This window comes from Leisingera sp. SA215 (genome assembly GCF_055902035.1).
Genome location: NZ_JBVVXU010000001.1, coordinates 696,983 through 723,469 on the forward strand (window position 1 = coordinate 696,983; position 26,487 = coordinate 723,469).

Genomic DNA, 26,487 nt, shown 5'->3' on the forward strand with positions numbered 1-26,487 from the left:
AACTGCGCGTAGTCTCGTGGCTCATCACCAGCGGAGAGTGCCATGAGCCCCAGGAAAATCATCATCGACACCGATCCGGGACAGGATGATGCTGTGGCCATCCTGCTGGCGCTGGCCAGCCCCGAAGACCTGGATCTGCTTGGCATCACCTGCGTTGCGGGCAACGTGCCGCTGCCGCTTACCAGCAAGAACGCCCGCATTGCCTGCGAGGCGGCAGGCAAGACGGATGTGCCGGTCTACGCGGGCAGCAAGGCACCGCTCTGCCGGCCGCTGGTCACCGCCGAACATGTGCACGGCCAGACCGGTCTTGACGGGCCAAAGCTGTGGGAGCCGGACATGCCGCTGGCCGAAGGGCACGGCGTTGACTTCATCATCGGCACCCTGCGCAGCGAACCGGCGGGCACCGTCACCCTCTGCACTCTTGGCCCGCTGACCAATATCGCCGCCGCCTTCAACCGGGCGCCCGATATCATCGAACGGGTGCAGGAAGTCGTCATGATGGGCGGCGCCTATTTCGAAGTCGGCAACATCACCCCGGCGGCCGAGTTCAACATTTACGTCGACCCGGAAGCTGCTGAAATCCTGTTCAGATCCGGTGCGCCTATCACTGTGATGCCGCTGGACGTGACGCATAAGGTGCTGGCGACCAAACCCCGCACCGCGGCGATCCGCGCCCTGAACTCCCGCGTGGGCACCTTCACTGCGGACATGCTTGATTTCTTCGAACGCTTCGACGTGGAGAAATACGGCTCCGAGGGCGGCCCGCTGCATGACCCCTGCGTCATCGCCTGGCTGCTGCAGCCCGGACTGTTCTCCGGCCGCCGCGTGAATGTCGAAATCGAAACGCAGTCGGACCTCACCCTCGGCATGACCGTCGCCGACTGGTGGCGCGTCACCGACCGCACACCCAACGCCCTGTTCATCGGAGACGCCGATGCGGACGGTTTCTTCAAACTCCTGACCGAAAGGCTCGCCCGCCTATGAGCGCCGCCCTGCATCTTGCCAAGCCGGAACACCTGGACGGGGTGCTGGCGCTGGTGGCCGCTTTCCATGCCGAATCCAATCTCGCCACCACCGAGGGCCACCGCCGCGCCGGGGTTGAGCCGCTGCTGAACGGCCACCCTTACGGCGCCATCTACCTGATCGGCCCGCCCCGCGCGCCAATCGGCTATATCGTCATCACCTTCGGATGGTCGGTGGAATTCGGCGGCATGGACGGTTTTGTGGATGAGCTATACATCCGCCCCGCCGTGCGCGGGCGCGGTATAGCCACCGAGGTGTTGACCGAACTGCCGAAAACCCTGGCCACGGCCGGTTTGCGCGCCCTGCACCTGGAGGTGGACCGCGACAACGAAACCGCCCAGCGGCTCTATCTGCGCACCCGTTTCAAACCGCGCGACACCTACATGCTGATGACCAAGGAGATGTAAACCAAAGGGCGCAGCCGGCAGGCTGCACCCTTTGGCGCGCTCTCCCCCGGAAGAGCCTCTTTGTCGCCGCCGGAATGGCAGCAGGAGCTGCGGCAGGCACGGTGGCAATTCAAAACAGCCAGACAAGACAATGTGCCAGTTCGCGCGGTGATGGAACCTCATCCACCGCGACGGACTAAGATGTGCCGCCGCTTACCCCTTGGGTCTGACGCTCCGCCCCGGTCAGGGCGCCAGCAATCCGGTCCTAAATTCCCGGATGGTTCATGAAACCGGCCGTTGCACTCATGCTTCTGACCGGATCCGACGGCGCAGCGGCTTCCCCGCCAAGCGGGTAATATCCCGGCCCGCTGCACCCTAGCAGTATTGAAAGACCCGCAAGAGCTGCCAATCTCCGAAAACCTCGATGTGACATGGTGGTCTCTCCTCTCCCGCGGTAACAACCGCACCGCGTGAGACAAAGGTAACATGTCCGTGAAAACCTGTCTGTGAACCGGGCCACACAACCGCCGGCCGCAGGTCCGGTTCAGGTTTTGCACCAGTCCGCTGGCCGGTCCGGCGAATGGCGAATGCGTGAACTGCGGCCGCGACGGCATCGCAATCAGCTGCTCCGGGCTGGAAGCGGGACACAAAAAAGCCCCGCCAGACCGGCGGGGCTTCCGGGCGGGGGGGGCCGCCGCCTGCCAATGCCCTGGGCTTACTTCAGGATCGAACGGCCTGCGTATTCGGCCACTTCGCCCAGCATTTCCTCGATCCGGATCAGCTGGTTGTATTTCGCCAGCCGGTCGGACCGCGCCAGCGAGCCGGTCTTGATCTGGCCGCAGTTGGTGGCCACGGCGAGATCCGCAATGGTGGCGTCCTCGGTCTCGCCCGAGCGGTGCGACATCACGTTGGTGTAGCGCGCACGGTGCGCCATATCGACCGCCTTCAGGGTCTCGGTCAGGGTGCCGATCTGGTTCACTTTCACCAGCATCGAGTTGGCGCAGCCACGCTCGATACCCTCGGCCAGCCGCGCCGGGTTGGTGACAAACAGATCGTCGCCCACCAGCTGCACCTTGCCGCCCAGCTCTTCGGTCAGCGCCTTCCAGCCGTCCCAGTCGTCCTCGCCCATGCCATCTTCAATAGAGATGATCGGGTAGTCCTTCACCAACGCTGCCAGATAGGCGACGTTTTCAGCGGAGGTCAGCGTCTTGCCTTCACCGGACAGCACGTATTTGCCGTCTTTATAATATTCGGTCGCGGCGCAATCCAGCGCCAGGTAGATCTCCTCGCCCGGCTTGTAGCCGGCCTTTTCAATCGACTTCAGCACAAAATCCAGCGCTTCGCGGGTCGAGGCGATGTTCGGGGCAAAGCCGCCCTCGTCGCCGATCCCGGTGGACAGACCCGCTGCCGACAGCTCTTTCTTCAGGGTGTGGAACACTTCCGAGCCCATGCGCACCGCGTCGCGGATGTTCTCCGCTGCCACCGGCATGATCATGAATTCCTGAATGTCGATCGGGTTGTCGGCATGCTCGCCGCCGTTGATGATGTTCATCATCGGCACCGGCAGCACGCGGGCCGAGGTGCCGCCGATATAGCGGTACAGCGGCTGCGAGGTGAAATCGGCCGCCGCCTTGGCCACCGCCATGGAGACACCCAGAATGGCGTTGGCGCCCAGCCGGGCTTTGTTCTCGGTGCCGTCCAGCTCGATCATCGCCATATCCACAGCGACCTGTTCGCAAGCGTCAAAGCCAACCAGTTCTTCGGCAATCTCGCCGTTCACTGCGGAAACCGCTTCCAGCACGCCTTTGCCCATGTAACGCGCTTTGTCGCCGTCGCGTTTCTCTACCGCCTCATAGGCGCCGGTCGAGGCGCCCGAGGGCACGGCAGCACGGCCCATGGTGCCGTCTTCCAGGATCACGTCGACCTCAACCGTCGGGTTGCCCCGGCTGTCGAGAATCTCACGGGCGTGAATGTCGATAATGGTGCTCATCTGTCCATCCTTGGTTTGGCCTGAAAGCGGCGCGTTCTGTTGTCAGCGTCATACCAGCCGCGGGGGAAATGTAAACCGGCCTCGTTATCGCTAACACGCATGAAAGCGGCGGTTTAGGGCTAACATTGCTCTGTTTGCGCCAACAGGATTGCACAAATGCGCGTGCGCTCCCGGTCCGTGACTTCAGGCCGCAGCAACGGCCGCGCGCCGGGCCCGCCGGGCCAGCCTCTGCTCCCGGACAAATGTATAGAGACCAGAGGCGATGATCAGCGCCGCCCCTGCCAGCGTCAGCGCATCCGGGCGCTCGCCAAAGACGATGACACCTGCAAGGATCGAAAACAGCAGCCGGGTATAGCGGAACGGTGTCACCGCCGAGGCATCGCCGACCCGCATCGCCGTCACGATGCCGTAATAGCCCAGCACCCCGAACAGCACACCGCCGGCCATCATCATCCACTCGCCGCCCGCCAGCGCCTGCGCATCGCCCGGCGTGAAGACCAGCAGCAATATCCCCGCCGGAACAACCGCCAAGAACGCCTGAAAGCTCAGCACGGTGGAGGGCACTCCGGCATCCATAGTCCGGGTCATCAGATCGCGGGCCGCGACCCCCAGCACTGCCACCACCACCAGCAGCGCCGCCGGTTCAAACCCGTCCAGCCCGGGCCGGATGATCAGCAGCACCCCGGCAAATCCGGTACAGATCGCCAGCCAGCGCCGCCACCCCACATCCTCTTTCAGAAACAGCGCCGCCCCCATGGTGATCACCAAAGGCGTTGCCTGGAACACCGCGGCCACCGTCGAAATATCCACCAGCGCCAACGCCGAGGCAAACCCCATGGCTGATACCGCCTCGGACGCCGCCCGCATCACCGGCTTCTTGCGCCAGGCCCGCGCCGCCAGCAGCCGGTGCCCCTGCATCTTGGCCATGACCGCAAAAACAAACCCGCTGCCCATTCCCAGAAACACCAGGATCTGCCCCACCGGCACAGTGCCCGACAGGCGCTTGATAAACATGTCTTCAAGCGTGAAAAAAGCCATCGAAGCGATGACAAGCAAAATACCGTGCAGGTTGTTCATAAGCGCGCGTCCCGTATCCCGGACCGGCAGTGCGCCGGACCATCCGGGCAAAGAACATCAGCGCCCCGTCACAGGCAACTCCGTTTCCGACCCGGCATCATGACAAGACGTGAGCATACATATCAATATCTGTGATGTACCATGCAGCTCCGGCCGCCGGCGCAACCGGAATTCTGCACAGACTAAGGAATGACGGGTACCGGCCGCAGAGGCTACTCCGCCTTGCGCGGCACCCCGTACAGCTCCAGCTTATGCCCGCGCAGCTCATAGCCCAGCTTGCGGGCGATCCGCTCTTGCAGCTCCTCGATCTCCGGGTCGCAGAACTCGATCACCGCGCCGGTGTTCATGTCGATCAGGTGGTCGTGATGCTCCCGCTCCGCATCTTCGTACCGCGCGCGCCCGTCGCCGAATTCCAGCCGCTCCAGAATGCCCGCCTCCTCGAACAGCTTCACCGTGCGGTAAACGGTCGCGATCGAGATCGCCGCATCCATCGCGCTGGCGCGGGCATACAGCTCCTCCACATCCGGGTGATCACCGCTGTCCTGCAGCACCTGGGCAATCACCCGGCGCTGGCCGGTCATACGCAGCCCCTTGGCTTCGCAACGGGCGATAATCGGCTTTGGCATCGATGGTCCTCGCGGTTTCTGGTCTTCCTCTTTAGCGGATGCAATCTGTGTCGAAAACAGGCATTTCGCCGAGATCAATGGTTGACAACCGGCATATCCACAGCCATTTGACGCGCAGGCATCCCTCCCTGCCGCGTGAGCAGAGACCAAGACCGGCCGCACCGCATGTGCGTGACAAGACACCCGGGGTCAAGTGATATGCCGGCATTCCCAAAATCACGCGTGGGGATTGCAGAGGCCAGCGGCCTGGCATCCGGCCAGCGCGCGCCCGAGGTCCCTGCCCCGCAAGAAACCGCTGTTTTGCAGCGGATCCGGCCCGTGCTGATTGCAGGGCTGTGAAAGGATGATACGTGACTGAATTTTCGACCATGGGGCTTCCTGAAAAGCTCCTCACCCGGCTCCAGGACCTGGGCCTGAACGACCCCACCCCGATCCAGGCCCGCGCCATTCCCCATGCGCTTAACGGCCAGGACGTGCTGGGCCTGGCGCAGACCGGAACCGGCAAGACCGCCGCCTTCGGCGTGCCGCTGATCGCACAGATGATGCAATACGGCCGCAAGCCCGCCGCCAACACCGTGCGCGGCCTGGTGCTGGCACCGACCCGCGAGCTGGCAAACCAGATCGCCGCGACCCTGAAAGGCCTCACCGAAAACACCCCGATGAAAGTCGGCCTGGTGGTCGGCGGCGTGTCCATCAACCCGCAGATCTCCCGCATTGCCAAGGGCACCGACATTCTGGTCGCCACCCCGGGCCGCCTGATCGATATCCTCGACCGCGGTGCGCTGGACCTGGGGTCCTGCGACTTCCTGGTGCTGGACGAGGCCGACCAGATGCTGGATCTTGGCTTCATCCACACCCTGCGCAAGATCGCCGCGCTGCTGCCGGCCGAGCGCCAGACCATGCTGTTCTCGGCCACCATGCCCAAACAGATGAACGAGATCGCCAACTCCTACCTGCAAAGCCCGGTTCGGATCGAGGTCTCGCCTCCGGGCAAAGCCGCCGACAAGGTCACCCAGTCGGTGCATTTCATCGCCAAGGCGGAAAAGCTGAGCCTCCTGAAGGAGCTGCTGGCCGACCACAAGGATGAGCGCGCGCTGGTCTTCGGCCGCACCAAGCACGGCATGGAAAAGCTGATGAAGGTGCTGGACAAGGCAGGCTTTGCTGCCGCCGCCATTCACGGCAACAAATCCCAGGGCCAGCGCGAACGCGCCCTTGCCGCCTTCAAATCCGGCGACATCAAGGTTCTGGTCGCCACCGATGTGGCCGCCCGCGGCCTCGACATCCCCGACGTGAAACACGTCTACAACTACGAGCTGCCGAATGTGCCGGACGCCTATGTCCACCGCATCGGCCGCACCGCCCGCGCAGGCAAGGACGGCGCTGCCATCGCCTTCTGCTCGCCCGATGAAATGGACGAACTGAAAGCGATCCAGAAGGTGATGAAAACCACCATCCCCGTCGCCTCGGGCCGCGCCTGGGAAGCCTTGCCGGATCCGGCGGCCCCCGGTGGCAAACCGGGCGGCCGTCCCGGCGGACGCCGCGGCGGCGGCGGTTTCGGCGGCGGCAAACCCGGTGGCCAGCGCCGCCGCAGCGGCGGCGGCAAGGGCAATCCCCAGGGCGCAAGCGCCGGCGGCGGAAACCCCGGCGGCGCCCAGCGCGGCGGCCAGAAACAGCGCGCCCGCTGACCTCCTGATGCTGATCCGCCCCAAGGACGGCGCCAGCGCTGTTCATCTTTGAAGCGGGCCAGCACAAAAACACGCGCCAACCGGCACCTGGGGGCAGTCTCGCCCCCGGGGGCCTCTCAGCCTTGATCCTGCGCTGCGCGGCAGCGTCCGGCCCAAGCCTGGGCGGGAGCCCTGCCCCGGACACAAGCCCTCGTGATCACGCCTCCCGCAAATCCGCCCAGACCGGCAAATGGTCCGAAGCGATATGCGCAGGCCGCGCCCCATGCACCCCATGCGCAACGGCTTTCAACCGCTTACAATACGCAATCCGGTCCAAGGCCCCCAGCGGCCGCAGCGCCGGAAAGCTCGCCTTGGGCGGCAGGAAAGTCAGCGCCGGAGTGATATGCTCCAGCACCGGCATCCGCGACCATTCGTTGAAATCCCCCGCCAGCACCACCGCGCTGTCCTCGCGCTGTGCGGCACGGGCCAGGGCCTGCATCTGCTCGCGCCGCGCCCGCCCCGTCAGCCCCAGATGCGCACCGATCACCCGGACCGGCCCCAGAACCGTCTTCAGCTGAACCCAGACCGCGCCGCGCGGCTCCAGCCCTGGCAATGCAATATGGCCTTTGGCCTGCAACTGCATACCACCCCGGAACAACACCGCATTGCCATGCCAGCCCAGCGAGCCCGCGCCGCCCAGATCCGCCGCCTGCCAGCCGGTTTCCGCGACCAGAAAATGCGGCAGCGCCGCGGGCCGCGGCGGCAGCCGTTTGTCGGCCTCCTGCAGCACCACGACATCCGCATCCAGCCCGGCCAGCACCTGCAGGATGCGTTCAGGCCGCCGACGCAGGTCCAGGCCGATACATTTCTGAATATTATAAGTGGCGACCCGCAGCGTGTCCTGCGGCGGTTGATCGGGCATCCGGTCCCTCCAGGCTACTCTGGAGTTTGGCGCAGGACACCCCTGAAACACAACGGTCAACCCGCCGCGCGCGTTGCCCGGGGGCTGTCTGCCCCCCTCTTGCGCCTGCGGCTCAATTCACCCCCGGGAGTATCTGGAACCGGAAAGACACCCGTCAGGTCCCGCAGAAGGTCGCCTGCACCACTTCTTCCGGTGCCGGCGGGCGTTGCAGATCCGCGTGCTCCGGCTGGTCCGCATAGGGGCGCGCCAGCACCGTGTTCAGCCGGTGGAAGGGCGCGAAATCTCCGGCCACCGCGCTGGCGATCATCTCCTCGATGCGGTGGTTGCGCGGGATGAAGGCCGGGTTTGCGCGGCGCATCACCGCTTGCGGGTCCGGCTCATCCTGGAGCCGCGCCTGCCAGCTTTCGGCCCAGCTGTCATAGGCCGCCGGATCGGTGAACTGATCGCGCGCGCCGCCCGTGCCGAGCGCACGGAACGTATTGGTGAAATCGCTCTGGTTTTCTGCCATCCGCTCCAACAGGCCGGTAACCAGCTCCAGGTCCCCCTCCTGCGCCGAGGTGATCCCCAGCTTGGCCCGGAACCGGGTCAGCCAGGCGTCCTCGGTCAGCTGCGGCATGGCATGAACGATTTCCGTGGCTTCCGCGACTCCCGCCTGCGGATCCTCCAGCTGCTGAATCAGCGCAGTGGCAAGCTGCGCCAGGTTCCACACTGCAATACTGGGCTGATTGGCATAGGCATACCGCCGCCCGCGGTCGATCGAGGAAAACACCGTATGCGGATGGTAGACATCCATGAAGGCGCAAGGCCCGTAGTCGATCGTTTCGCCCGAGATCGAGGAATTGTCGGTGTTCATCACCCCGTGGATAAAGCCCACGCCCATCCAGACGGCAATCAGCTTGGCCTGGGCGTCGCGCACTGCACGCAGCAGCCCCATCGGCCCGTCAGCGTCCGGATAGTGGCGCGCAATCGCATATTCCGTCAGCTGGCGCAGGCTGTGCATGTCGCCGCGCGCGGCAAAGACCTGGAAGGTGCCGACCCGCAGATGGCTGGCGGCCACCCGCGTCAGCACCGCACCGGGCAGGGCTCCTTCGCGCCAGACGGTCTCGCCGGTCTCCACCGCCGCCAGGGCGCGGGTGGTGGGAATGCCAAGCGCATGCATCGCCTCGCTGACCACATATTCGCGCAGCACCGGCCCCAGCCAGGCACGGCCATCGCCGCCGCGGGAATAGGGCGTGCGGCCCGACCCTTTCAGCTGGATGTCGCGCCGTGTGCCGTCCGTGCCCACGGCCTCACCCAGCAGGATTGCCCGCCCGTCGCCAAGCTGCGGATTATAGGTGCCGAACTGGTGCCCGGCGTAAAGCTGCGCCAGCGGGTCTGCCCCCTCCGGCACCAGGTTGCCGCCAAAGACTTCCGCCATTTCTGCCGCCTCGCCCGGGCTGATGCCCATCACCCGCGCCAGATCCTCGTTGAAGGCAATCAGCCTCGGCGCCTTCACCGCCTGCGGCGCCAGTTTGGAGTAGAACTGCCCCGGCAGGGCAGCATATGTGTTGTCAAAGGGGATCGTGAATGCCATGGCCCAAACATATGCGCCGGATACAGATTTACCAGCGCCAAACGGGCCAAGGGCCAAAAGGAGTGCGCGCCATGACCGCCGATCAGATCATCGGACAACTGGGCCTGCAACAGCATCCTGAAGGCGGCTGGTACCGGGAAACCTGGCGGGCCGGGAATGAGGGACGCCCCTCAGGCACTTGTATTTACTTTCTTTTAAAGGATGGCGGCAACAGCCACTGGCACCGCGTCGATGCCACCGAGATCTGGCTCTACCATTCCGGCGCGCCGCTGGTTCTGTCGGTTGCCGCCACCGGAGAAGGCCCTGCCCGGGATCATTTGCTGACCCCGGATCTGAGCACAGGCGCACCGCAGCTGATTGTTCCGCAAGGCCACTGGCAGGCCGCCCGCACAACCGGGGACTACACATTGGTGAGCTGCACCGTTTCGCCGGGGTTCCAATTCGAAGGGTTCGAGCTTGCCCAGCCAGGTTTCGACATCCCGCGCGGCTGACCCTGCCTGTTGCAGCGAATCATCTTACTGGACAAGACTGTCCGCATGCCTGCTGAATTGGATCACACGGCCCTGATCAAGTCGCTGCCGCCGGAAACCAAAGCGTCCCTGACCGCCCGTTCGGATGCGGCCGGGCTCCGGCACCTGGCGTTGTACCTTGCCGCTTTGGCGGTCTGCACCGCGGGCCTGGCGCTGCAGGTGCCTTTCTGGCCGCTACTGATGCTGCCGCAGGGGGTGCTGCTGGTGTTCCTGTTCACGCTGTCCCATGAGTGCACCCACCAGACCCCCTTCCGCAGCAAATGGCTGAATGAGACCGCAGGCCATTTCTGCGCCCTGGCAATGGCCCTGCCCTTTGTCTGGTTCCGCTATTACCACCTGGCGCATCACAAGTTCACAAATGACCCCGATCGCGACCCCGAACTGGAACATGGCGGCCGCCCCGAAACCCTTACCCAGTGGCTCACATACCTGAGCGGCTGGAGCTACTGGAAGGGTATGGCCAGGACCATTTGGCGTAACGCCTTCGGCACCATCAGCGCCCCCTATCTGCCCAAGCGCCGCCTCGCCGGCATGCGGCTGGAAGCACGGGTGCTGCTGGCCATTTACGCCGCCGCCCTGCTGAGCCTGCTGATGTCGCCGCTGGTCCTATGGCTGTGGATTGTGCCGCTGCTGATCGGCCAGCCGTTCCTGCGCGCTTATCTGCTGGCGGAACACGGCCTCTGCCCGCCGGTCGCCGATATGCTGGAGAACTCCCGCACCACCATCACCAACCGAATTGTGCGTTTTGCGGCCTGGAACATGCCCTATCATGCCGAGCATCATTCCTTCCCGAATGTGCCCTTCCACCAGCTGCCGGCCTTCCACGCCATCACCGAGGCGCATCTGAAGTCGACGTCGAACGGATATGGGGAGTTCACTGCGGACTATGTGAGGCAGCTGGCGCGCTGACCGCCTCGGCGCCGGGCAAAATTTCTTCAGAAGAAATTTGGCAAGAGTTTTCAAAAAACTCTTGCACGTGGCGTCACCCGATCACGCCCCCGGCACGCTCACCACCCCGCCGCCGACACAGGCCCGCACGCCGGTGGTGCCGGGGCAGGATGTCGCCATTCCCCGCGCCACCCGCACCGCCAGATGGGCAAAGGCCTGCGCCTCCAGCATGTCGCCGTCCAGCCCCGCGTCCTCCACCGGCTTCACCGGGCAGTCCAGCGACACCCGCAGCATCTCCATCAGCACCGGGTTATGGCGGCCGCCGCCGGTGACCAGCACCGCCTCCGGCGGCTCCGGGCAATGCTCCATCCCTTGCGCAACCGAGGCGGCGCACATGGCGATCAATGTCGCGGCTGCGTCAGCATCGCTCAGCTCGTTCACCAGCCCTACCATCTCGGCAAAATCATTCCGGTCCAGTGACTTGGGCGGCATTCTTGCAAAATATGGCTCAGCCAGAAACAGCTCCAGCGCGCCGGTCTCCACCTTGCCGGAGCGCGCCACCTTGCCATCTGCGTCCCAGGGAATGCCCAGCCGCTCCTGCACCAGATCATTGACCGGCGCGTTGGCCGGGCCGGTGTCGAACGCCAGCAGCGCGCCCGGCTCCTCCGGACGTTCAAACCGCGGATCCACATAGGTAAGGTTGCCGACCCCGCCCAGGTTCAGGAAACATAAGGGCCGCTCGGCGCCGATGTATTTCGCGCAGGCAAAGTGAAAGAACGGCGCCAGCGGCGCGCCCTCGCCCCCCATCGAGACATCATCCGAGCGGAAATCCCAGACCACCGGCTTGCGCAACCTCTCTGCCAGCGCCGCCCCGTCCCCCACCTGCAGCGTGCCTTGCAGCCGCGGCGCATGGGCCAGGGTCTGGCCGTGAAAGCCGATGATCTCAACATCCTCGAAGTCTGCCAGCGCCGCTGCATGGGCCGCGTCGCAAACCCCGGCCGCCGCCTCGACCTCCGGCCCTGTCCATTTGCCCAGACCGGCGCGCAGCACGCTGCGCTCCGCCACCGAGTATTCGCGGTAACTGCTGCCGCCGAACCCATGGATACGCGCGCCATCCGTGACAACGACAGCCGCATCCACCCCGTCCAGCGAGGTGCCGCTCATCGCCCCCAGCGCCCGCACCGCGCCTGTTTTTGCTATGGCCCTGCTCATGGCCTCTGCCCCTTTATAGGTTCCGGGCCGCCCCGCCCGTTCGCGCGCCATGATACAGTGCTTATTTTGCCGGGAAAACAGGTTCCAACCGGCGCCAATGCGATTTATACGGCATGGTGCAAACCTAGAGACCGAGGCATGTTATGACCTACACTCCCAAATCGGATTTCATCGCAGTGATGATGGAACGCGGCTATCTGGCCGATTGCACCGATTACCAGGGCCTGGACGAGGCGCTGGTGAAGGGGGTCCAGCCTGCCTATATCGGTTATGATGCCACCGCGCAGTCGCTGCACGTCGGGCATCTTCTCAACATCATGATGCTGCGCTGGCTGCAAAAGACCGGCCACAAGCCGATCACCCTGATGGGCGGCGGCACCACCAAGGTGGGCGATCCCTCGTTCCGCTCGGACGAACGGCCGCTCCTGGGCCCCGAACAGATCGACGCCAACATCGCCGGTATGAAAAAGGTGTTTGCCAACTACCTTACCTATGGCGACGGCGGCAACGACGCCCTGATGCTGAACAACGCGGAATGGCTCGACAATCTGAACTACCTGGAGTTCCTGCGCGACATCGGCCGCCATTTTTCGGTGAACCGGATGCTGTCGTTCGAGAGCGTGAAATCCCGCCTCGACCGCGAGCAGTCGCTGTCGTTCCTGGAATTCAACTACATGATCCTGCAGGCCTATGACTTCATGGAGCTGAACCGCCGCTACGGCTGCGTGCTGCAAATGGGCGGCTCGGATCAATGGGGCAATATCGTCAATGGCATCGACCTCACCCGCCGGGTGATCGACCATGAAGTCTACGGCCTCACCTCGCCGCTGCTGACCACCTCGGACGGCCGCAAGATGGGCAAAAGCCAGGGCGGCGCAATCTGGCTGAACGGCGAGATGCTGTCGCCTTACGAATTCTGGCAGTTCTGGCGCAACACCACCGACGCCGACGTCGGCCGCTTCCTCAAGCTCTATACCGAGCTGCCGGTCGCTGAATGCGACCGCCTCGGCGCGCTGCAAGGGTCCGAGATCAACGAGGGCAAGGTGATCCTCGCCAACGAGGTGACCAAACTGCTGCACGGTGCCGATGCGGCGGCGGCGGCAGAAGCCACCGCACGCGAAGTGTTCGAAAAGGGCGGCGTCGGCGATGACCTGCCCACCCTGTCGCTGTCTTCGGCGGATCTGGGCGACGGCATGTCCATCGTGCAGCTGATCGTGAAATCCGGCCTCGCGAAATCGGGCAAGGACGCCAAGCGGCTGATTTCCGAAAACGGCGCCCGCATCGACGACCAGCCGCTCACTGACGCCGGCCTGATGATCGACGCCGGCGCGCTGGCCTCGCCGATCAAGCTGAGCGCCGGCAAAAAACGCCACGCCCTGGTCCGGCTGGACGGCTGACGGTACTGCCGATTTGCAAAAGAAAAGGGAGCCTCTGGGCTCCCTTTTCATTTTCACCTGCAAGCTTTCCCGCCCCCGTCCAGCCCCCTCCGGGGCCAAGCCTCAGCAGTTGGGCCAATCGCAGCGGCGCCCGGCCCAAGGCCGCCAAGGGACTGTGGCGCAGCCACTGCAGCTGCGGGCGCGGGTGGCTTTGCGGCGTCAGAAAACAACCGTATCCAGCAGTGTCAGCAGCAGAAACACCGGCACCGACAGACCGATTGCAATCAGCAGCGCCGCTGCTTTGGTCATCCGGGGGGCGGCCGCTGCCTGCCCCATGATCTGTTTTGACTGTTTCATGGCTTCATTAACCCTCATTTAGGTTTCCAGCGTGTTAATAGGAAACATGTTTGATGGCTCTCCGGTTCCCTCCCCGCCCTGCGGCAAGACCGCACTTCGCCCCCGTGCGCTGCAGCAATCGGCCGAATTCGCCCGCGCCCTGGCCGCCTGCGGGCAGGTGCCAGTGTTGCTGCCGCAGCTGCAGGACATGCTGGTGCTGCGCCGCCGCCTGCCGGGCGGGCTGCCGCTGGCGTTGGTGAACCGCGCCGTCTTTCCGGACCCCGGCGCCCTGCGCGCGGCGCTGGAGGACCACGGGCTGGGCCGCACCCCGCTGATTCTGTCGCCCGAAACGGCGGCCCCCGGGCTTTCCCGTCTCGGCGCGGTGCCGCTTGTCACCCCGGCGCATGCGGCGCTTTGGGACCTGACCGGCGACCCCGGGCAGCGCCGGGCCGCCCTGCACCAGAAATGGCGCAACCGGCTGAACCACGGTGAAACCCAGGGCCTGCGCCTCACCCGCCAGAACTTGCCGCACGACCCGCGCCACTGGCTGTTCGCAGCCGACGCCAGACAGCAAACCGCCCGCGGCTACCGCAGCTGGCCGATCCCCCTCACCCTCGCCTATGCGCGCGAGAACAAGGGCCGGGCCAAGCTGTTCCAGGCTTTCGAGGGCAAGGAAGCGGTCGCCGCCATCCTGATCCTCACCCATGGCAGCGCTGCCACCTACCACATCGCCCATACCACCGCGCGCGGCAAACGGCTCAGCGCCCACCCCCTGCTGCTGTGGGAGGCTGCGGGCTGGCTTGCCGCCAAGGGCATCTGCCGCCTCGACCTCGGCCTCATCAACACCGGGCGCGCCGCCGGCCTTGCCCGTTTCAAACTCGGTACCGGCGCCAAGGCACACCGCTTGGGGGGAACCTGGGGCCTGTGGCCGCCCTTGGGCCGCCTTTTGCAGCCGCTGGCGCTGCTGGACCGGCGGCTGATGAGCGCCTGACCGCCCCGCGACGTCCCGTCCCGCTGGACAGAGGCAGACCGCCCCGATTATATGAACAGATGTTCAGATAACCGGGAGGAGCCCCGCTCATGAAACTTGCAGACACCGCTGCCATTGTCACCGGCGCCGCCTCGGGCCTGGGCGAGGCCACCGCCCGCTACTTTGCCGAACAAGGCGCCCAGGTCACCATCCTGGACCGCGACGCCAGCCGTGGCTCGGCGGTGGCGCAAGAGATCGGCGGGCATTTCGCCCAAACCGATGTCACCAGCGAAGAATCAGTTGCGGCCGCCATCACCCACGCCGCCGAAAAGATGGGCAGGATCACCGCTTGCGTGAACTGCGCCGGCATCGCCATCGGCGCCAAGACCGTGGGCAAAGACGGCCCGCATCCGCTGGATGCCTTCCAGCGCACCATCGACATCAACCTCGTTGGCACCTTCAACGTCGCCCGCCTCGCCGCGGTGGAGATCGCCAAGAATGACCCCGAAGGCGACGGCGCCCGCGGCGTGATCATCAACACCGCCTCCATCGCCGCTTTCGACGGGCAGAAAGGCCAGGCCGCCTATGCCGCCTCCAAGGGCGGGGTCGCAGGCATGTGCCTGCCGATGGCACGGGATCTCGCGTCCTCCGGCATCCGGGTGATGACCATCGCACCCGGTATTTTCATGACCCCGATGCTGGCGGGCTTGCCGGAAGAGGTGCAGCAGCAGCTCGCTGCAGATGTCCCCAACCCGGCCCGCCTGGGCGACCCGCGTGAATACGGCCGCCTGGCCGGCTTCATCGTCGAGATGGGCTATCTAAACGGCGAGGTCATCCGCATCGACGGCGCCCTGCGCATGCGCTGATCCCCCTAGCCGCGGATTGCGAGCGGGCGGAGCCCTAAGCCGCCATGCGCAGCACGGGTTCACCTTTGACGCGCAAGCAGCGGCCCACACACCGGCACACGCGCTTTCAGGGCAGACCTGCCCCTGAAGCGCATCTCAGCGAAACTCTTCGCACCGCGCCAGCGGTGCCCGGCCCAAGGCTGCATCAGGGTGCCTTGGCGAAGCCAAGGCACTTGCGGGCGCGGGAGCATCCCCTGGATTGACAAACCCTGCCGCCCGCCGTTCACTCCCGGTCAGGAGATCCCATGACCCTGACTGAACGGCAGAAAATGCAGGCTGGCGAATGGTACTGTTGCCAGGACAGCGAACTGGAGGCGTTGCGCCACCAGGCCCGCGTTGCCGTGCACCGGCACAACACCGCCCCGCCCGATCCCGCCGCGCCGCTCAGCCCTCCGCTGGCCGGTCTCTTCGCCGCTCACGGCGAAAACTGCCTGGTCGAGGCGCCCTTCCACTGCGCCTATGGCTTCAACATCGCCCTGGGCCGCAATGTCTACCTGAACGCAGGCTGCACCCTTCTGGACACCGCGCCCGTCACCATCGGCGACGGCACCATGCTGGGGCCGAATGTGCAGATCTACTGCGCCCAGCACCACCTGGACAGGGATTTGCGCGCGCAGGGGCTGGAGAGTGCCCGGCCCGTCACGCTGGGTGCAGAGGTCTGGATCGGCGGCAGCGCCATCCTGATGCCCGGCGTCACCATCGGCGATGGCGCCATCGTCGGAGCGGGCGCGGTTGTGACCAGGGATGTCCCGGCAGCGGCTACTGTGGCAGGCAACCCGGCCCGGCCTCTGACCGGGCAATCAAACGGTTAAGCCAGCGCCCGCCGCCTTAACCCGCCACTCACATTTCCTAATGAATTCCAAAGCTTTACGTCAGCGTCTTTGACCAAATGTTTCGCGCGCGAAACATTTGGTCAGCCGTACTGACCTAACCGGAACAACCGCCTCAGGCTTCGGCTTTTTCCTCCAGCAGCAGCCATTCCTCCTCAGCCGCGGCCAGCTTCTCCTGCCGCTCCACCAGCGCCTCGGTGGCCTTTTTGAACTTGACCGGTTCGCGGCTGAACAGCCCGGGGTCCGCCATCAGCTCCTGCAGCTTGGCGATCTCCGCTTCCAACCGTTCAATCTCCCCCGGCAGCGCCTCCAGCCGGTGCTTTTCCTTGAAGCTCAGCCCGTCTTTGGGCTGGCTTTCCTGCTTCGGCTTCGGCTTGGCAGGCTTCACCTTCTCTGCCTTTTCCGCAGCGTCCAGCGGCCCGCGCTGCGCCAGGTAATCGCTCCAGCCGCCGGCATAGGCCGTGGCCCTGCCGTTGCCTTCCATCGCGATGGTGGTGGTCGCCACCCGGTCCAGAAAATCCCGGTCGTGGCTCACCAGCAGAACGGTGCCGTCGTAATTATCGAGCAGCTCCTGCAGCAGGTCCAGCGTCTCCACATCCAGATCGTTGGTTGGCTCATCCAGCACCAGCAGGTTCGAGGACCGCGCCATCAGCCGCGCCAGCAAAAGCCGCGCCTTCTCGCCGCCCGACAACGACCGCACCGGCGCCCGCGCCTGGCGTTCGTCAAACAGGAATTCCTTCAGGTAGCCGACAACATGTTTCGGCTGGCCGCGCACCATCACCTGGTCGGCCTTGCCGGAAATTCCCAGCAGGGGATCGGCGGTCAGATTCTCCCACAGGGTCGCATCCCCATCCAGCTGATCCCGCGTCTGATCAAACAGCGCCAGCTCCAGATTGGTGCCTTGCTTCACAGATCCGGAATCCGGCTCTTCCAGCCCCAGCAGCATTTTCAGCAGCGTGGTCTTGCCCGCGCCATTGGGCCCGACAAAGGCCACCCGGTCGCCGCGCTGCACCTTCAGCGAAAAATCCTGCACGATCTGCTTGCCGCCAAAAGCCTTGCCCAGCCCCTCGGCCTCAATCACCTTGCGGCCCGATTTCGGCCCCGCATCCAGCGCCATCTCGGCCGCCCCCTGGCGCTTGATCTGGCCGGCGCGCTCGGATTTCAGATCCTGCAGCGCCCGCACCCGGCCCATGTTGCGCTTGCGGCGGGCGGAAATCCCCTCCACCGCCCAGCGGCTTTCGGATTTGATCAGCCGGTTCAGCTTGTGCCGCTGCTGGTCTTCCTCCTCCCACAGCTTGTCGCGCCAGGCCTCGAAATGCTCAAACCCCTTTTCCTGACGGCGCACCTCGCCGCGGTCCACCCACAGGGTTGCCCGGGTCAGCGCCCGCAGAAAGGCGCGGTCGTGCGAGATCAGCACAAACGCCGCGCGGGTGGCCTTCAGCTCGTTTTCCAGCCAGGTGATCGCCTCGATGTCCAGATGGTTGGTCGGCTCGTCCAGCAGCATCAGATCCGGCGCCTCGGCCATCAGCTTGGCCAGCGCAGCACGGCGCCGCTCACCGCCCGATGCGGTTTCCACCGGGCGCGCCGGGTCGAACTTCAGCCCTTCGCCTGCGCGCTCCACCTTGTACATCTCGCCGGGATCCAGCGCGCTGGCAGCAAAATCGCCAAGCGTGGCAAAGCCCGTCATCTGCGGATCCTGCTCCATATAGCCCACCGATTTGCCCGGCGGCACCACGATAGAGCCCTTATCCGCTTCAACAATCCCCGCCATTACCTTCATCAGCGTGGATTTTCCCGACCCGTTGCGGCCCACCAGGGCGACACGGTCGCCGGGCTGAACCACCAGATCGAGATCGGAAAAAACCGGATCGCCCCCAAAGGTGAGGGAAATGCCGGACATCTGCAGAAGAGGAATACGTGCCATGCCAGCCAGCTACCCCGGCGGCAGAATCGCGTCAACGCTGCTTCTTCATCTTTTCAAAAATACTCATTTTTACCCGGCAACTGCCCTCAGACGCCGCTTGCGCGCAGCAGGAATTGCCGCAATCTCCAGCCCGGTGAACACATGCAGCGTGTTCATTCCAGCATCCACAACCGCATGGTCGCTGACCCAGCCGCCCATCACCAGATAGGTCCGCAGCAGCGGCGGCATCCGCAGCATCGCCAGTTTCGGGTCCGGCCTGCGCCGCAGCCCGGCGGCAAAGCGGAACACCTCGGGCGCCTTGACCCCCGGAAGCCAGCGTTGCGGCGCCAGATGGCGGAGCTTCAGCATGGCAAAGGCGTCAAGATATTCGGCCGTCGCGGTGCCGGCAAAGGACGAGCAGCCAAACAGCATCTGCACATCCTTTGCATCGACCAGGGCTGTTACCGCCCCCCAGGCGACGCGCAGGATATCCGCGCTGTGCTGATCGGGATGGATGCAGAACCGGCCCAGCTCAGCCATCCGGCCGCGGAATGCCCGCAGCCCTTGCAGATCATAGAACTGCGCCGAATAGCTGCGGCCCAGCTCCGCGCCGCTTGCCAGCAGCAGCAACCGGAAACAGCAGACCAGACTGCCGGTCCGCGCCTCCTCCACCAGCACATGCATGCAGGCCGTATCAAAAGCGTCGCAGTCGACGGCGCCGGTCCGGAAGCACAGCGTGCGCAGCGCCTGCGCCGCAGCCACATCGGCCGGCCCCGCCGCCAGCCGGGCGCGGTAACACCCCTTGTGCAGAAGCACGTCCGGCTGTGCTGCCATCGCGGCCTCCCCTGTTTCCGGCTCAGCCCTTAGCATAAGCGCCGTGACAGCCCGGTGACGCCCGCTGGACCGGCAGCCGCCAGCCTTACTGATCCTGCAGGAACTGATCGGGGCCGAAGTTGCCCAGGCTGCCCAGAAGCTGGCGCAGGAACGTGCTGTCCTGCACGCTGGAGCTGGTCACCCGGCGTTCCAGCGGCACCACCTTGCCGTCTTCCAGGCTGAACCGCTCGACCCCCTGCACCACCCCGGCAGCATCAAAGCTGATCGCAACCAGATCGCGCGCCACCGGTTTCGGGGCGGCGGCGCCGTAGTGGCGGAAACGGGTCGCAACATAATAGTAGCCGCTTTCGTTCAGCACCCCGGTCGAGGACGGGATGCCGACGCTTTCGGCCACCGAATCCCTTGTGTCGATCCCCGGCACCACCTCGGCCAGCTGATCCGCTGTGGGCACATATCCGTGCTTGCGGTAGACTGACGAGCAGGCCGCCAGCGCCAGCCCCGCCGCGGCAAAAACAGCCCCGCGCAAAACGGACTTGAAGTGAAATGCCTTAGCAACCATGACTGCCCCCCGGCCTTTGCCGCAATGCGCGGCTTGAATACGTCTTTGAACCCGATTACCTAATGACCGCTTCCGGTTCAAGAAACGAAAGTCCCCGATTATGTCTGACAGCACCGCAGTGCGGGTGGCGGATCTGCCGCAAAACGCCCCGACCGCCTTTGAAATCACCCCGGATAAAGCGGAACTGGCCGCGCTGGCGGCTGAACTGGGGGTGAACGCGCTGCGCAAGCTGCGCTTTACCGGCGAGATCAGCGCGCGCGGTAAACGCGACTGGCAGCTGACCGGATCCCTGGGGGCGACCGTGGTGCAGGACTGTGTGGTGACGCTGGAGCCGGTGACCACCCGGATCGAGGAAAAAGTCCGCCGCAACTATCTGTCCCGTATGGAGATTCCGGACGAAGGCGAAGCGGAAATGCCCGAGGATGACAGCACCGAGCCGCTTGGCAGCCATATCGACCCGGGCGCCGTGATGGCTGAGGCGCTGGCGCTGCATATCCCCGCCTACCCGCGCAAGGAGGGCGCCGAGCTGGGCGAAGCGGTCTATACCAAACCCGGCGCCAAGCCGATGCGCGACGAGGACGCCCGCCCCTTTGCCGGTCTTGGCGCCCTGCGCGGTCTGCTGAAAGACGAGGACTAGGCCGGAATTTCCGCGCTGGCGGAAATTGCATCTGGAACCTGTGGCGGCGCTGCCCTAAAAAACATCTTGCGCCGCCGGAGATTCGCAGTATTTTCGCGCGCTCATCGGAATTTTTGGTTGGACAATGTTTGGGCAGGCGCCTAAACGCACGTCAGACTGATCGAACAGAACGCAATCGCGCCGCGGGGAGTGCCCCAAGGCCCAAACAGACAAAGGTTGAGACATGGCCGTCCAACAGAATAAAGTATCCAAATCGCGCCGCAACAACCGCCGCGCGCACGATGCACTGGTTGCTGCAAACCCGAACGAATGCGGCAACTGCGGCGAGCTGAAGCGCCCGCATCACGTATGCCCCTCCTGCGGCCATTACGACGACAAGGAAATCGTCGCAGCGGCTGACGAGATCGAGATCGACGAAGACGCGGCATAAGCCACGGACAGGATCTGATGCCAGGCAGGCTTTCGCATGACGGGTAAACCCGATCTAAATCAGGCAAAAGCCGGCCGCATCACCATTTCTGTTGACGCCATGGGCGGAGACGCCGGCCCCGCTGTTGTGGTGGCCGGCATTGCCATGTCGGCTGAAAAGAACCCGGATATCGGGTTCATCCTGCACGGCCCCGCCGACCAGCTGAAACCGCTGGTCGCCAGGAAACGCACGCTTGAGGGCCGCGTCGAGATCCGCGATGTCCGCGACGTTGTCACCATGGAGGACAAACCCTCCCAGGTGATGCGCAACGGCAAGGGCACCTCGATGTGGTCGGCGCTGGATGCGGTCAAGAACGGCGAAGCGGCAGGGGCTGTGTCCTGCGGCAACACCGGCGCGCTGATGGCGCTGTCGATGCTGCGGCTGCGCAAGCTGCCCGGCGTCAACCGGCCGGCCATTGCGATCCTGTGGCCGTCGCTGAACCCGCAGGGCTTCAACGTGATGCTCGATGTCGGCGCCGACGTGAAAGCCGACGCCGAGGATCTGCTGCAATACGCGCTGATGGGCACCTCCTATGTGCGCAACTCGATGGACATCGCCAGCCCGCGGGTCGGGCTGCTGAATGTCGGCACCGAGGAGCACAAGGGCCGCGCCGAGCTGAAAGAAGCCTTTACGCTGATCGCCGGTCATGCGGCACAGGCGAGCTACGAGTTTGTCGGCTTTGTCGAGGGCAGCGATATTCCCGGCGATGCCGTGGATGTGATCGTCACCGACGGTTTTACCGGCAACGTGGCGATCAAGACCGGCGAAGGCACCGCCCGGGTGATGCGCACCGCATTACGCGAGGCGTTCCAGTATTCGTTCCTGTCGAAAATCGCCGCGCTGCTGGCGGTCACCTCGCTGAAACGGCTGTCGAAACGGATGGATCCGCGGCGGGTGAACGGCGGCGTGTTCCTGGGCCTCAACGGCACCGTGGTGAAATCCCATGGCGGCGCCGATGCCACCGGGGTTTCGGCCGCCGTCAAGCTCGCCTTCCGGCTGGCACAGCACGGATTCGCCGAAAAGCTGGCGGCGCGGGTTGCATCTGCCGGCGCTGTTCCCCAAGTTGAAACTGCCCCCCGCGCGCTGCGGGCGGCCACTGATAAAGACTAAAGCAAGGCAGGCACCGGATGACGCGACGCGCGGTAGTTGTTGGCACTGGCCACTATCTCCCCGAACGGGTGGTGGAAAACGCGGAATTCGAGGCCACTCTGGACACTTCGGACGAATGGATCCGCAGCCGGTCTGGCATCGAACGCCGCCATTTCGCCGCCGAGGGGGAGACCACTTCGGACATGGCCGCCAAGGCAGCTGAACGCGCTTTGGCGGATGCGGGCCTGACCGCGGAAGATGTCGACGCGATCGTGGTGGCAACCTCCACCCCCGATCTCACCTTCCCCTCTGCCGCCACCATGGTGCAGTCCAAGCTGGGCATGACCAAGGGCTTTGCCTTTGATGTGCAGGCGGTCTGCGCGGGCTTTGTCTATGCGCTGAGCAACGCCAGCGCGCTGATCGCCTCGGGCCAGGCGGAACGGGTGCTGGTGATCGGCGCCGAAACCTTCAGCCGGATCATGGACTGGACCGACCGCTCCACCTGCGTGCTGTTCGGCGACGGCGCCGGCGCGCTGCTGCTGGAGGGCCAGGAGCAGCCCGGCACCCTCCGCGACCGCGGCATCCTGTCGACCGACCTCAATTCCGACGGCCGCTACAAGGATCTGCTGTATGTCGACGGCGGCGTGTCGACGCAATCGACCGGCTATCTGCGGATGCAGGGCAACCAGGTGTTCCGCCATGCCGTGGAAAAGCTCGCCTCCACCGCGAAAACCGCGCTGGACCGCGCCGGGCTTGCCGCCGCGGATGTGGACTGGATCGTGCCGCACCAGGCCAATATCCGCATCATCCAGGGCACCGCCAGGAAAATGGGTCTCAGCATGGACAAGGTGGTGGTAACCGTGCAGGATCACGGCAACACCTCCGCCGCCTCCATCCCGCTGGCCCTGTCCGTGGGTAAAGAGCGCGGCCAGATCAAACAAGGCGATCTGATTGTGACCGAAGCCATCGGCGGCGGCCTCGCCTGGGGGGCTGTCGTGGTGCGCTGGTAACCCCGCAGACTTAATTTCCGCCCGAAACACCCGGCGCAATTCATTGATATTGACAGGGAAATTCCCTGCGCCCTATGCTTTGGCAAACAACGGGGATTGGTATGGGCGAAAAAACACTTACACGAATGGATTTGAGTGAAGCAGTTTTCCGGGAAGTCGGCTTGTCGCGCAATGAAAGCGCGCAGCTGGTGGAAAGCATGCTGCAATACATGTCGGATGCCCTGGTGCGCGGTGAACAGGTGAAGATCTCCTCGTTCGGCACATTCAGCGTGCGGGACAAATCAGCCAGGGTCGGGCGCAACCCGAAAACCGGCGAAGAAGTGCCGATTCAGCCGCGCCGCGTGCTGACCTTCCGGCCCTCCCACCTGATGAAAGACCGCGTGGCAGACGGCAACCGTAAATAACGGGACCAAAAGGCCATGTCGAAATCACCGGACGCGTTCCGCACCATCAGCGAAGTTGCGGAGTGGCTGGGCGTGCAGGCGCATGTCCTGCGCTTCTGGGAGAGCAAGTTCACCCAGGTCAAACCCGTCAAGCGCGCCGGCGGGCGGCGGTATTACCGGCCTGCGGATATGCTGCTGTTAGGCGGCATCAAGAAACTGCTGCATGACGACGGGCTGCCGATCAAGGAGGTGCAGGCGCTGCTGCGCGAGCATGGCGCGGCGCATGTGTCCGGCTTGTCCGGTTCGCTGGACGGCTCAGCCAATGCCCGCCCCGATGCCCCGCCGCCGGCCGATAAACTGGGCGATGACTGGCAAAGCTCGCTGGAGCTGAGCCGAGACACAGCCGCAGCCGCAGCCGCGGGGGACCCTGCCGGGAGCAGCAATGTGGTCGGCTTTCCCCCCGTATCCGATCCGGTCTCCGATCCCGCCCCCGCCCCGCAGGCCCGGATGGATCTCCCGCCGCCCGCCGTGGACAGCGGTGCAGATGGCGGCACGGAACTGCCAGAGCCCGAGCTTGGCGATGCCCCCCCTGCAGAGCTGCCGGACGCCGCTGCCGATACGCTTGAAGATGCCGCGTCCCGGGATCTGCCCGCCGCTGAGGATGCATCCGCAGATAAGTCCCGGGGACGATTCGCCCAGCTTCAGCCGGGCGCCGAGTCGCCTGAGGCGACCCTAAATCAGGCGGCTGCAAGCGAAGCTGCAGCGGAACCGGCAGACGCCGCAGAACCGATGGCAGAACAGGCTTTCGAAGCCGGGCCCGCACCCGCGGCGGAAACGGCCCCTGCTGAGCACCCTGCGCCCGGCGGGACAGCGGCGCCTGCAGAAGACCCAGCAGGTTTCGCAGCACAGGACCGTCCGGCGGACCCGGACCCTGCCGCCGCATTTGATACCGCTTTGGACGCTGCTCCCGCCCCCGCACCGGCCGGGGACAGCCTGGTGGCTGCCGCCGGCCTGCATCCGGACGAGCCGCTGGACTTCAGCTTGACCGCGCCCGGGGCCGATGCCGGGCCTGCAGCCGGGTCAGCGCCTGTTTCCAAAGCAGATCCCGCGGCGTCCTTCCCGCCGCATGACCTGGACGCGGCCGCCCGGCAGGTCGATGCCCTGGAGTTTTCCTCCGGTTTCGCCCCCGAGGCCGAAGCGCCCCGGGACACCCCGGCAGCACCGCAGGAGGCTGCAGCGGACGCCCCGGCGCCCGGCGTGCCAGCCCAGCCGCCAGAATATCCGCCGGCCGATCCGCAGGTGCCGCAACCGGGTGTTCTGGCGCATCTCGCCGCCCTCCGCAGCCTGCCGCCGCACTCTGTTGCCGCAATCGCCGGCTGCGCTGCGGATCTGCGGGCGCTGGCTGCCGCCGGCGCGGCTGCAGGGGCGCCGGACATCATCTGAGTCCCCGCCTTGCCGCGCGGCGGAAAACCGCTGCGGCCGGAGGCATGGCTGGCAACAACCTCATCCTGCTGACTTTCTTTGCGGCGGCGCGAAAAATATTGCTGCCCCCTCTTGCCCCTGCCGTGAAAACGGTTAGAAGGCTCCTCAACGGGCTATGGCGCAGCCTGGTAGCGCGTCCGTCTGGGGGACGGAAGGTCGCAGGTTCGAGTCCTGCTAGCCCGACCATATGAAAAACGCCCGGGTGTTCACGCACCCGGGCGTTTTCGTATCCGGCGCACAGCCTGACTGATTGCGGACCGGGATTGCGTACTGTGGCCAATTGAGCCAGCATCGCCGCAAAGACGGCGCGGAGGGGAACAGGACATGACAGGCGTATTGCCCAGCCAAACCATTGAAAAGATGCTGGATCGCGGCGCGATTGCCGTCAGCGCCCCGTTGGCCGGGGGACAGGTCCAGCCTGCCAGCCTTGATCTTCGCCTCGGCAACGTGGCCTATCGGGTACGCGCGTCTTTTCTGGCCGGACAGGGCCGCAGCGTCTCCGACCGGCTGACCGAGTTCGAGATGCACCGGATCGACCTGAGCAATGGCGCGGTGCTGGAAAAAGGCTGCGTCTATGTGGTGCCGCTGATGGAAAGCCTGGCGCTGCCCGGCGATGTCTCTGCCGTGGCCAATGCCAAAAGCTCCACCGGGCGGCTGGACCTTCTGACCCGCACCATCACCGACGGCGGCGAGGAGTTCGACCGTATCAAACCCGGCTACACCGGACCTCTTTATGCCGAGATCTGCCCGCGGTCGTTCTCGGTGCTGGTGCGTCCGGGCATGCGGCTCAACCAGATCCGATTCCGCACCGGCCAGGCGGTTCTGTCGGACGCGGAGCTTAAGATGCTGCACGCGGGCTCCCCGCTGGTCGACGGCGCGGCGGTGATCGAGGACGGTTTGGGCTTTTCCGTCGATTTGAAGCTGCCCGGCAGCGATCTGGTCGGCTACCGCGCCAAGCCGCACACCGGCGTCATCGACCTGGACAGGATCGGCGAATACGACCCGCAGGAATACTGGGAGGAAGTGCGCACCAAAGACGGCCGCATCATCCTGGACCCCGGCGCGTTCTATATTCTGGTCAGCCGCGAGGCGGTGCATATCCCGCCCGCCTATGCCGCCGAGATGGCGCCCTATCTGGCGATGGTGGGCGAATTCCGGGTGCATTACGCGGGCTTTTTCGATCCCGGGTTCGGCCATGACGCGGCCGGCGGCACCGGTTCGCGCGGGGTTCTGGAGGTGCGCTGCCACGAGGCGCCTTTTGTGCTGGAGCACGGCCAGGTTGTCGGGCGTCTGGTCTATGAGAAGATGGCCGAGGTGCCCGAGCAGCTGTATGGCGCCGGGATTGCCTCGAATTACCAGGGCCAGGGGCTGAAACTGTCCAAGCATTTCAAAACGCCGGCCTGATCGCGATCAGGGCAGCAGCCATCCCCAGGGCAGGGCCTCGCTTCACCGGCGCGGCATGCGCCCGCTGCTTCGCCGTACCCGCCTGCGCCGGCCGGTCCGGACGCGGTCACCGCAGCGGTCAGCGGCAGCTGGCGCGGCTCAGCTTTGGCGGCGCCCCGGCTTGACCGATGGAATGCGGGAGCTGCCTGCCTGCCGGGCGGGCGGCGCGCGGTGCCCTGCCCCCTGCCCCTTGCCGCGTTTGGCAACCGCGCTGATGCCGGCAGTGACGCCTGCATTGACCGCGCGGCTGACCAGCCGACGCAGAACCATGTTGATGATTGAATTAAGAGTCATGGACGTCGCCCCGCTTGCTGCCTGCCCGCTACCTTAACGGCAAATTAAGACAATTCCGGGGCGCGGAACACCCCGG

Annotated in this window: 27 protein-coding genes and 1 tRNA gene; 17 read left to right on the forward strand and 11 right to left on the reverse strand. The window is 65.2% G+C overall.

Annotated elements, in window-relative coordinates; genetic code table 11:
• Positions 1 to 42: 42 nt before the first annotated feature.
• Complete coding sequence (locus tag AC0KW6_RS03325) at positions 43 to 984, forward strand: nucleoside hydrolase (protein ID WP_323783130.1); 942 nt, start codon at positions 43 to 45, stop codon at positions 982 to 984.
• Positions 981 to 1,430: a GNAT family N-acetyltransferase gene (locus AC0KW6_RS03330; RefSeq protein ID WP_474034069.1), complete on the forward strand. Its 450-nt coding sequence runs from the start codon at positions 981 to 983 to the stop codon at positions 1,428 to 1,430. The genes AC0KW6_RS03325 and AC0KW6_RS03330 overlap by 4 nt, the downstream gene beginning before the upstream one ends.
• A 694-nt stretch (positions 1,431 to 2,124) precedes the next feature.
• On the opposite strand, the gene eno is transcribed toward AC0KW6_RS03330, so the two are convergent.
• The 3 genes from eno to AC0KW6_RS03345 form a co-directional block, all read right to left on the reverse strand.
• A complete protein-coding gene (eno, locus tag AC0KW6_RS03335) occupies positions 2,125 to 3,399 on the reverse strand; it encodes a phosphopyruvate hydratase (RefSeq protein WP_323783136.1) in 1,275 nt (424 codons plus the stop codon).
• A 183-nt stretch (positions 3,400 to 3,582) separates the two neighbouring features.
• Positions 3,583 to 4,476: a DMT family transporter gene (locus AC0KW6_RS03340; protein ID WP_323783138.1), complete on the reverse strand. Its 894-nt coding sequence runs from the start codon at positions 4,474 to 4,476 to the stop codon at positions 3,583 to 3,585.
• A 212-nt stretch (positions 4,477 to 4,688) separates the two neighbouring features.
• Complete coding sequence (locus AC0KW6_RS03345; protein ID WP_323783141.1) at positions 4,689 to 5,102, reverse strand: Fur family transcriptional regulator; 414 nt, start codon at positions 5,100 to 5,102, stop codon at positions 4,689 to 4,691.
• Between the two features lie 350 nt (positions 5,103 to 5,452).
• On the opposite strand from AC0KW6_RS03345, the gene AC0KW6_RS03350 reads away from it, so the two are divergent.
• The gene (locus tag AC0KW6_RS03350) at positions 5,453 to 6,787 is read left to right on the forward strand and encodes a DEAD/DEAH box helicase (RefSeq protein ID WP_474034070.1); all 1,335 of its coding nucleotides are present in this window, start codon (positions 5,453 to 5,455) and stop codon (positions 6,785 to 6,787) included.
• A gap of 196 nt (positions 6,788 to 6,983) precedes the next feature.
• On the opposite strand, the gene AC0KW6_RS03355 is transcribed toward AC0KW6_RS03350, so the two are convergent.
• Complete coding sequence (locus AC0KW6_RS03355) at positions 6,984 to 7,688, reverse strand: endonuclease/exonuclease/phosphatase family protein (RefSeq protein ID WP_474034071.1); 705 nt, start codon at positions 7,686 to 7,688, stop codon at positions 6,984 to 6,986.
• A 154-nt stretch (positions 7,689 to 7,842) separates the two neighbouring features.
• A complete protein-coding gene (locus AC0KW6_RS03360) occupies positions 7,843 to 9,261 on the reverse strand; it encodes a protein adenylyltransferase SelO (protein WP_474034072.1) in 1,419 nt (472 codons plus the stop codon).
• Between the two features lie 71 nt (positions 9,262 to 9,332).
• Between AC0KW6_RS03360 and AC0KW6_RS03365 the strand changes: the two genes are divergently transcribed.
• Both AC0KW6_RS03365 and AC0KW6_RS03370 read left to right on the forward strand, forming a co-directional pair.
• Positions 9,333 to 9,752, forward strand: a complete 420-nt coding sequence (locus tag AC0KW6_RS03365) for a cupin domain-containing protein (RefSeq protein ID WP_323783155.1) — start codon at positions 9,333 to 9,335, stop codon at positions 9,750 to 9,752.
• Positions 9,753 to 9,797: 45 nt separating this feature from the next.
• Positions 9,798 to 10,700, forward strand: a complete 903-nt coding sequence (locus AC0KW6_RS03370) for a fatty acid desaturase (protein ID WP_474034074.1) — start codon at positions 9,798 to 9,800, stop codon at positions 10,698 to 10,700.
• 81 nt (positions 10,701 to 10,781) lie between these two features.
• Here AC0KW6_RS03370 and AC0KW6_RS03375 read toward each other — a convergent pair whose 3' ends face one another.
• Positions 10,782 to 11,891, reverse strand: a complete 1,110-nt coding sequence (locus tag AC0KW6_RS03375) for an anhydro-N-acetylmuramic acid kinase (protein ID WP_474034075.1) — start codon at positions 11,889 to 11,891, stop codon at positions 10,782 to 10,784.
• A gap of 143 nt (positions 11,892 to 12,034) precedes the next feature.
• Here AC0KW6_RS03375 and tyrS point away from each other — a divergent pair, with 143 nt between their 5' ends.
• The gene (gene tyrS / locus AC0KW6_RS03380) at positions 12,035 to 13,288 is read left to right on the forward strand and encodes a tyrosine--tRNA ligase (protein ID WP_474034076.1); all 1,254 of its coding nucleotides are present in this window, start codon (positions 12,035 to 12,037) and stop codon (positions 13,286 to 13,288) included.
• 198 nt (positions 13,289 to 13,486) lie between these two features.
• Here the strand turns inward: tyrS and AC0KW6_RS03385 are convergent, their stop codons facing one another.
• On the reverse strand, positions 13,487 to 13,624 hold the full coding sequence (locus tag AC0KW6_RS03385) for a hypothetical protein (RefSeq protein WP_024090421.1): 138 nt from the start codon (positions 13,622 to 13,624) through the stop codon (positions 13,487 to 13,489).
• Positions 13,625 to 13,670: 46 nt separating this feature from the next.
• Between AC0KW6_RS03385 and AC0KW6_RS03390 the strand changes: the two genes are divergently transcribed.
• From AC0KW6_RS03390 to AC0KW6_RS03400, 3 genes are all read left to right on the forward strand, one after another.
• Complete coding sequence (locus AC0KW6_RS03390; RefSeq protein ID WP_474034077.1) at positions 13,671 to 14,594, forward strand: GNAT family N-acetyltransferase; 924 nt, start codon at positions 13,671 to 13,673, stop codon at positions 14,592 to 14,594.
• Positions 14,595 to 14,683: 89 nt separating this feature from the next.
• On the forward strand, positions 14,684 to 15,439 hold the full coding sequence (locus AC0KW6_RS03395; protein ID WP_474034078.1) for an SDR family NAD(P)-dependent oxidoreductase: 756 nt from the start codon (positions 14,684 to 14,686) through the stop codon (positions 15,437 to 15,439).
• A gap of 284 nt (positions 15,440 to 15,723) precedes the next feature.
• A complete protein-coding gene (locus AC0KW6_RS03400; protein ID WP_474034079.1) occupies positions 15,724 to 16,290 on the forward strand; it encodes a sugar O-acetyltransferase in 567 nt (188 codons plus the stop codon).
• A 133-nt stretch (positions 16,291 to 16,423) separates the two neighbouring features.
• Here the strand turns inward: AC0KW6_RS03400 and AC0KW6_RS03405 are convergent, their stop codons facing one another.
• The 3 genes from AC0KW6_RS03405 to AC0KW6_RS03415 form a co-directional block, all read right to left on the reverse strand.
• Positions 16,424 to 18,232, reverse strand: a complete 1,809-nt coding sequence (locus AC0KW6_RS03405) for an ABC-F family ATP-binding cassette domain-containing protein (protein WP_474034080.1) — start codon at positions 18,230 to 18,232, stop codon at positions 16,424 to 16,426.
• A gap of 69 nt (positions 18,233 to 18,301) precedes the next feature.
• Positions 18,302 to 19,045, reverse strand: a complete 744-nt coding sequence (locus tag AC0KW6_RS03410; RefSeq protein ID WP_474034081.1) for a GNAT family N-acetyltransferase — start codon at positions 19,043 to 19,045, stop codon at positions 18,302 to 18,304.
• An 85-nt stretch (positions 19,046 to 19,130) separates the two neighbouring features.
• Positions 19,131 to 19,604: an outer membrane protein assembly factor BamE gene (locus AC0KW6_RS03415; protein ID WP_323778527.1), complete on the reverse strand. Its 474-nt coding sequence runs from the start codon at positions 19,602 to 19,604 to the stop codon at positions 19,131 to 19,133.
• Positions 19,605 to 19,704: 100 nt separating this feature from the next.
• On the opposite strand from AC0KW6_RS03415, the gene AC0KW6_RS03420 reads away from it, so the two are divergent.
• The 8 genes from AC0KW6_RS03420 to AC0KW6_RS03455 all read left to right on the forward strand — a co-directional run bounded on the left by AC0KW6_RS03420 (position 19,705) and on the right by AC0KW6_RS03455 (position 26,078).
• Entirely contained in the window at positions 19,705 to 20,241 is a 537-nt protein-coding gene (locus AC0KW6_RS03420) for a YceD family protein (protein ID WP_474034082.1), read from the forward strand.
• Between the two features lie 223 nt (positions 20,242 to 20,464).
• Positions 20,465 to 20,671, forward strand: a complete 207-nt coding sequence (gene rpmF, locus AC0KW6_RS03425) for a 50S ribosomal protein L32 (protein ID WP_008558107.1) — start codon at positions 20,465 to 20,467, stop codon at positions 20,669 to 20,671.
• A 36-nt stretch (positions 20,672 to 20,707) separates the two neighbouring features.
• Positions 20,708 to 21,820, forward strand: coding sequence for a phosphate acyltransferase PlsX (gene plsX / locus AC0KW6_RS03430; protein WP_323778517.1), 1,113 nt, complete (start codon positions 20,708 to 20,710; stop codon positions 21,818 to 21,820).
• 17 nt (positions 21,821 to 21,837) lie between these two features.
• Positions 21,838 to 22,809: a beta-ketoacyl-ACP synthase III gene (locus AC0KW6_RS03435; protein ID WP_474034083.1), complete on the forward strand. Its 972-nt coding sequence runs from the start codon at positions 21,838 to 21,840 to the stop codon at positions 22,807 to 22,809.
• Positions 22,810 to 22,910: 101 nt separating this feature from the next.
• Positions 22,911 to 23,213 (forward strand): integration host factor subunit alpha, encoded by a 303-nt coding sequence (gene ihfA / locus AC0KW6_RS03440; protein WP_024090431.1) that lies wholly within the window; start codon positions 22,911 to 22,913, stop codon positions 23,211 to 23,213.
• 15 nt (positions 23,214 to 23,228) lie between these two features.
• Positions 23,229 to 24,635: a MerR family transcriptional regulator gene (locus AC0KW6_RS03445; RefSeq protein ID WP_474034084.1), complete on the forward strand. Its 1,407-nt coding sequence runs from the start codon at positions 23,229 to 23,231 to the stop codon at positions 24,633 to 24,635.
• A gap of 148 nt (positions 24,636 to 24,783) precedes the next feature.
• Positions 24,784 to 24,860 (forward strand) — tRNA-Pro (locus AC0KW6_RS03450).
• 138 nt (positions 24,861 to 24,998) lie between these two features.
• Positions 24,999 to 26,078: a 2'-deoxycytidine 5'-triphosphate deaminase gene (locus tag AC0KW6_RS03455; RefSeq protein ID WP_474034085.1), complete on the forward strand. Its 1,080-nt coding sequence runs from the start codon at positions 24,999 to 25,001 to the stop codon at positions 26,076 to 26,078.
• Positions 26,079 to 26,216: 138 nt separating this feature from the next.
• On the opposite strand, the gene AC0KW6_RS03460 is transcribed toward AC0KW6_RS03455, so the two are convergent.
• Positions 26,217 to 26,411: a hypothetical protein gene (locus tag AC0KW6_RS03460; RefSeq protein ID WP_323778507.1), complete on the reverse strand. Its 195-nt coding sequence runs from the start codon at positions 26,409 to 26,411 to the stop codon at positions 26,217 to 26,219.
• Between the last annotated feature and the right edge of the window lie 76 nt (positions 26,412 to 26,487).

Excerpts from the sequence above, each read along its gene's own strand:
- AC0KW6_RS03405 (WP_474034080.1), bottom strand. The coding sequence starts at position 18,232 with ATGGCACGTATTCCTCTTCTGCAGATGTCCGGCATTTCCCTCACCTTT.
- AC0KW6_RS03340 (WP_323783138.1), bottom strand. The coding sequence starts at position 4,476 with ATGAACAACCTGCACGGTATTTTGCTTGTCATCGCTTCGATGGCTTTT.
- AC0KW6_RS03375 (WP_474034075.1), bottom strand. The coding sequence starts at position 11,891 with ATGAGCAGGGCCATAGCAAAAACAGGCGCGGTGCGGGCGCTGGGGGCG.
- ihfA (WP_024090431.1), top strand. The coding sequence starts at position 22,911 with ATGGGCGAAAAAACACTTACACGAATGGATTTGAGTGAAGCAGTTTTC.
- AC0KW6_RS03330 (WP_474034069.1), top strand. The coding sequence starts at position 981 with ATGAGCGCCGCCCTGCATCTTGCCAAGCCGGAACACCTGGACGGGGTG.
- AC0KW6_RS03455 (WP_474034085.1), top strand. The coding sequence starts at position 24,999 with ATGACAGGCGTATTGCCCAGCCAAACCATTGAAAAGATGCTGGATCGC.
- AC0KW6_RS03420 (WP_474034082.1), top strand. The coding sequence starts at position 19,705 with ATGTCTGACAGCACCGCAGTGCGGGTGGCGGATCTGCCGCAAAACGCC.
- AC0KW6_RS03325 (WP_323783130.1), top strand. The coding sequence starts at position 43 with ATGAGCCCCAGGAAAATCATCATCGACACCGATCCGGGACAGGATGAT.
- AC0KW6_RS03410 (WP_474034081.1), bottom strand. The coding sequence starts at position 19,045 with ATGGCAGCACAGCCGGACGTGCTTCTGCACAAGGGGTGTTACCGCGCC.
- AC0KW6_RS03370 (WP_474034074.1), top strand. The coding sequence starts at position 9,798 with ATGCCTGCTGAATTGGATCACACGGCCCTGATCAAGTCGCTGCCGCCG.
- AC0KW6_RS03415 (WP_323778527.1), bottom strand. The coding sequence starts at position 19,604 with ATGGTTGCTAAGGCATTTCACTTCAAGTCCGTTTTGCGCGGGGCTGTT.
- AC0KW6_RS03460 (WP_323778507.1), bottom strand. The coding sequence starts at position 26,411 with ATGACTCTTAATTCAATCATCAACATGGTTCTGCGTCGGCTGGTCAGC.
- AC0KW6_RS03385 (WP_024090421.1), bottom strand. The coding sequence starts at position 13,624 with ATGAAACAGTCAAAACAGATCATGGGGCAGGCAGCGGCCGCCCCCCGG.
- AC0KW6_RS03445 (WP_474034084.1), top strand. The coding sequence starts at position 23,229 with ATGTCGAAATCACCGGACGCGTTCCGCACCATCAGCGAAGTTGCGGAG.
- AC0KW6_RS03400 (WP_474034079.1), top strand. The coding sequence starts at position 15,724 with ATGACCCTGACTGAACGGCAGAAAATGCAGGCTGGCGAATGGTACTGT.
- AC0KW6_RS03360 (WP_474034072.1), bottom strand. The coding sequence starts at position 9,261 with ATGGCATTCACGATCCCCTTTGACAACACATATGCTGCCCTGCCGGGG.
- eno (WP_323783136.1), bottom strand. The coding sequence starts at position 3,399 with ATGAGCACCATTATCGACATTCACGCCCGTGAGATTCTCGACAGCCGG.
- AC0KW6_RS03390 (WP_474034077.1), top strand. The coding sequence starts at position 13,671 with ATGTTTGATGGCTCTCCGGTTCCCTCCCCGCCCTGCGGCAAGACCGCA.
- tyrS (WP_474034076.1), top strand. The coding sequence starts at position 12,035 with ATGACCTACACTCCCAAATCGGATTTCATCGCAGTGATGATGGAACGC.
- AC0KW6_RS03395 (WP_474034078.1), top strand. The coding sequence starts at position 14,684 with ATGAAACTTGCAGACACCGCTGCCATTGTCACCGGCGCCGCCTCGGGC.
- plsX (WP_323778517.1), top strand. The coding sequence starts at position 20,708 with ATGACGGGTAAACCCGATCTAAATCAGGCAAAAGCCGGCCGCATCACC.
- AC0KW6_RS03435 (WP_474034083.1), top strand. The coding sequence starts at position 21,838 with ATGACGCGACGCGCGGTAGTTGTTGGCACTGGCCACTATCTCCCCGAA.
- AC0KW6_RS03345 (WP_323783141.1), bottom strand. The coding sequence starts at position 5,102 with ATGCCAAAGCCGATTATCGCCCGTTGCGAAGCCAAGGGGCTGCGTATG.
- AC0KW6_RS03355 (WP_474034071.1), bottom strand. The coding sequence starts at position 7,688 with ATGCCCGATCAACCGCCGCAGGACACGCTGCGGGTCGCCACTTATAAT.
- rpmF (WP_008558107.1), top strand. The coding sequence starts at position 20,465 with ATGGCCGTCCAACAGAATAAAGTATCCAAATCGCGCCGCAACAACCGC.
- AC0KW6_RS03365 (WP_323783155.1), top strand. The coding sequence starts at position 9,333 with ATGACCGCCGATCAGATCATCGGACAACTGGGCCTGCAACAGCATCCT.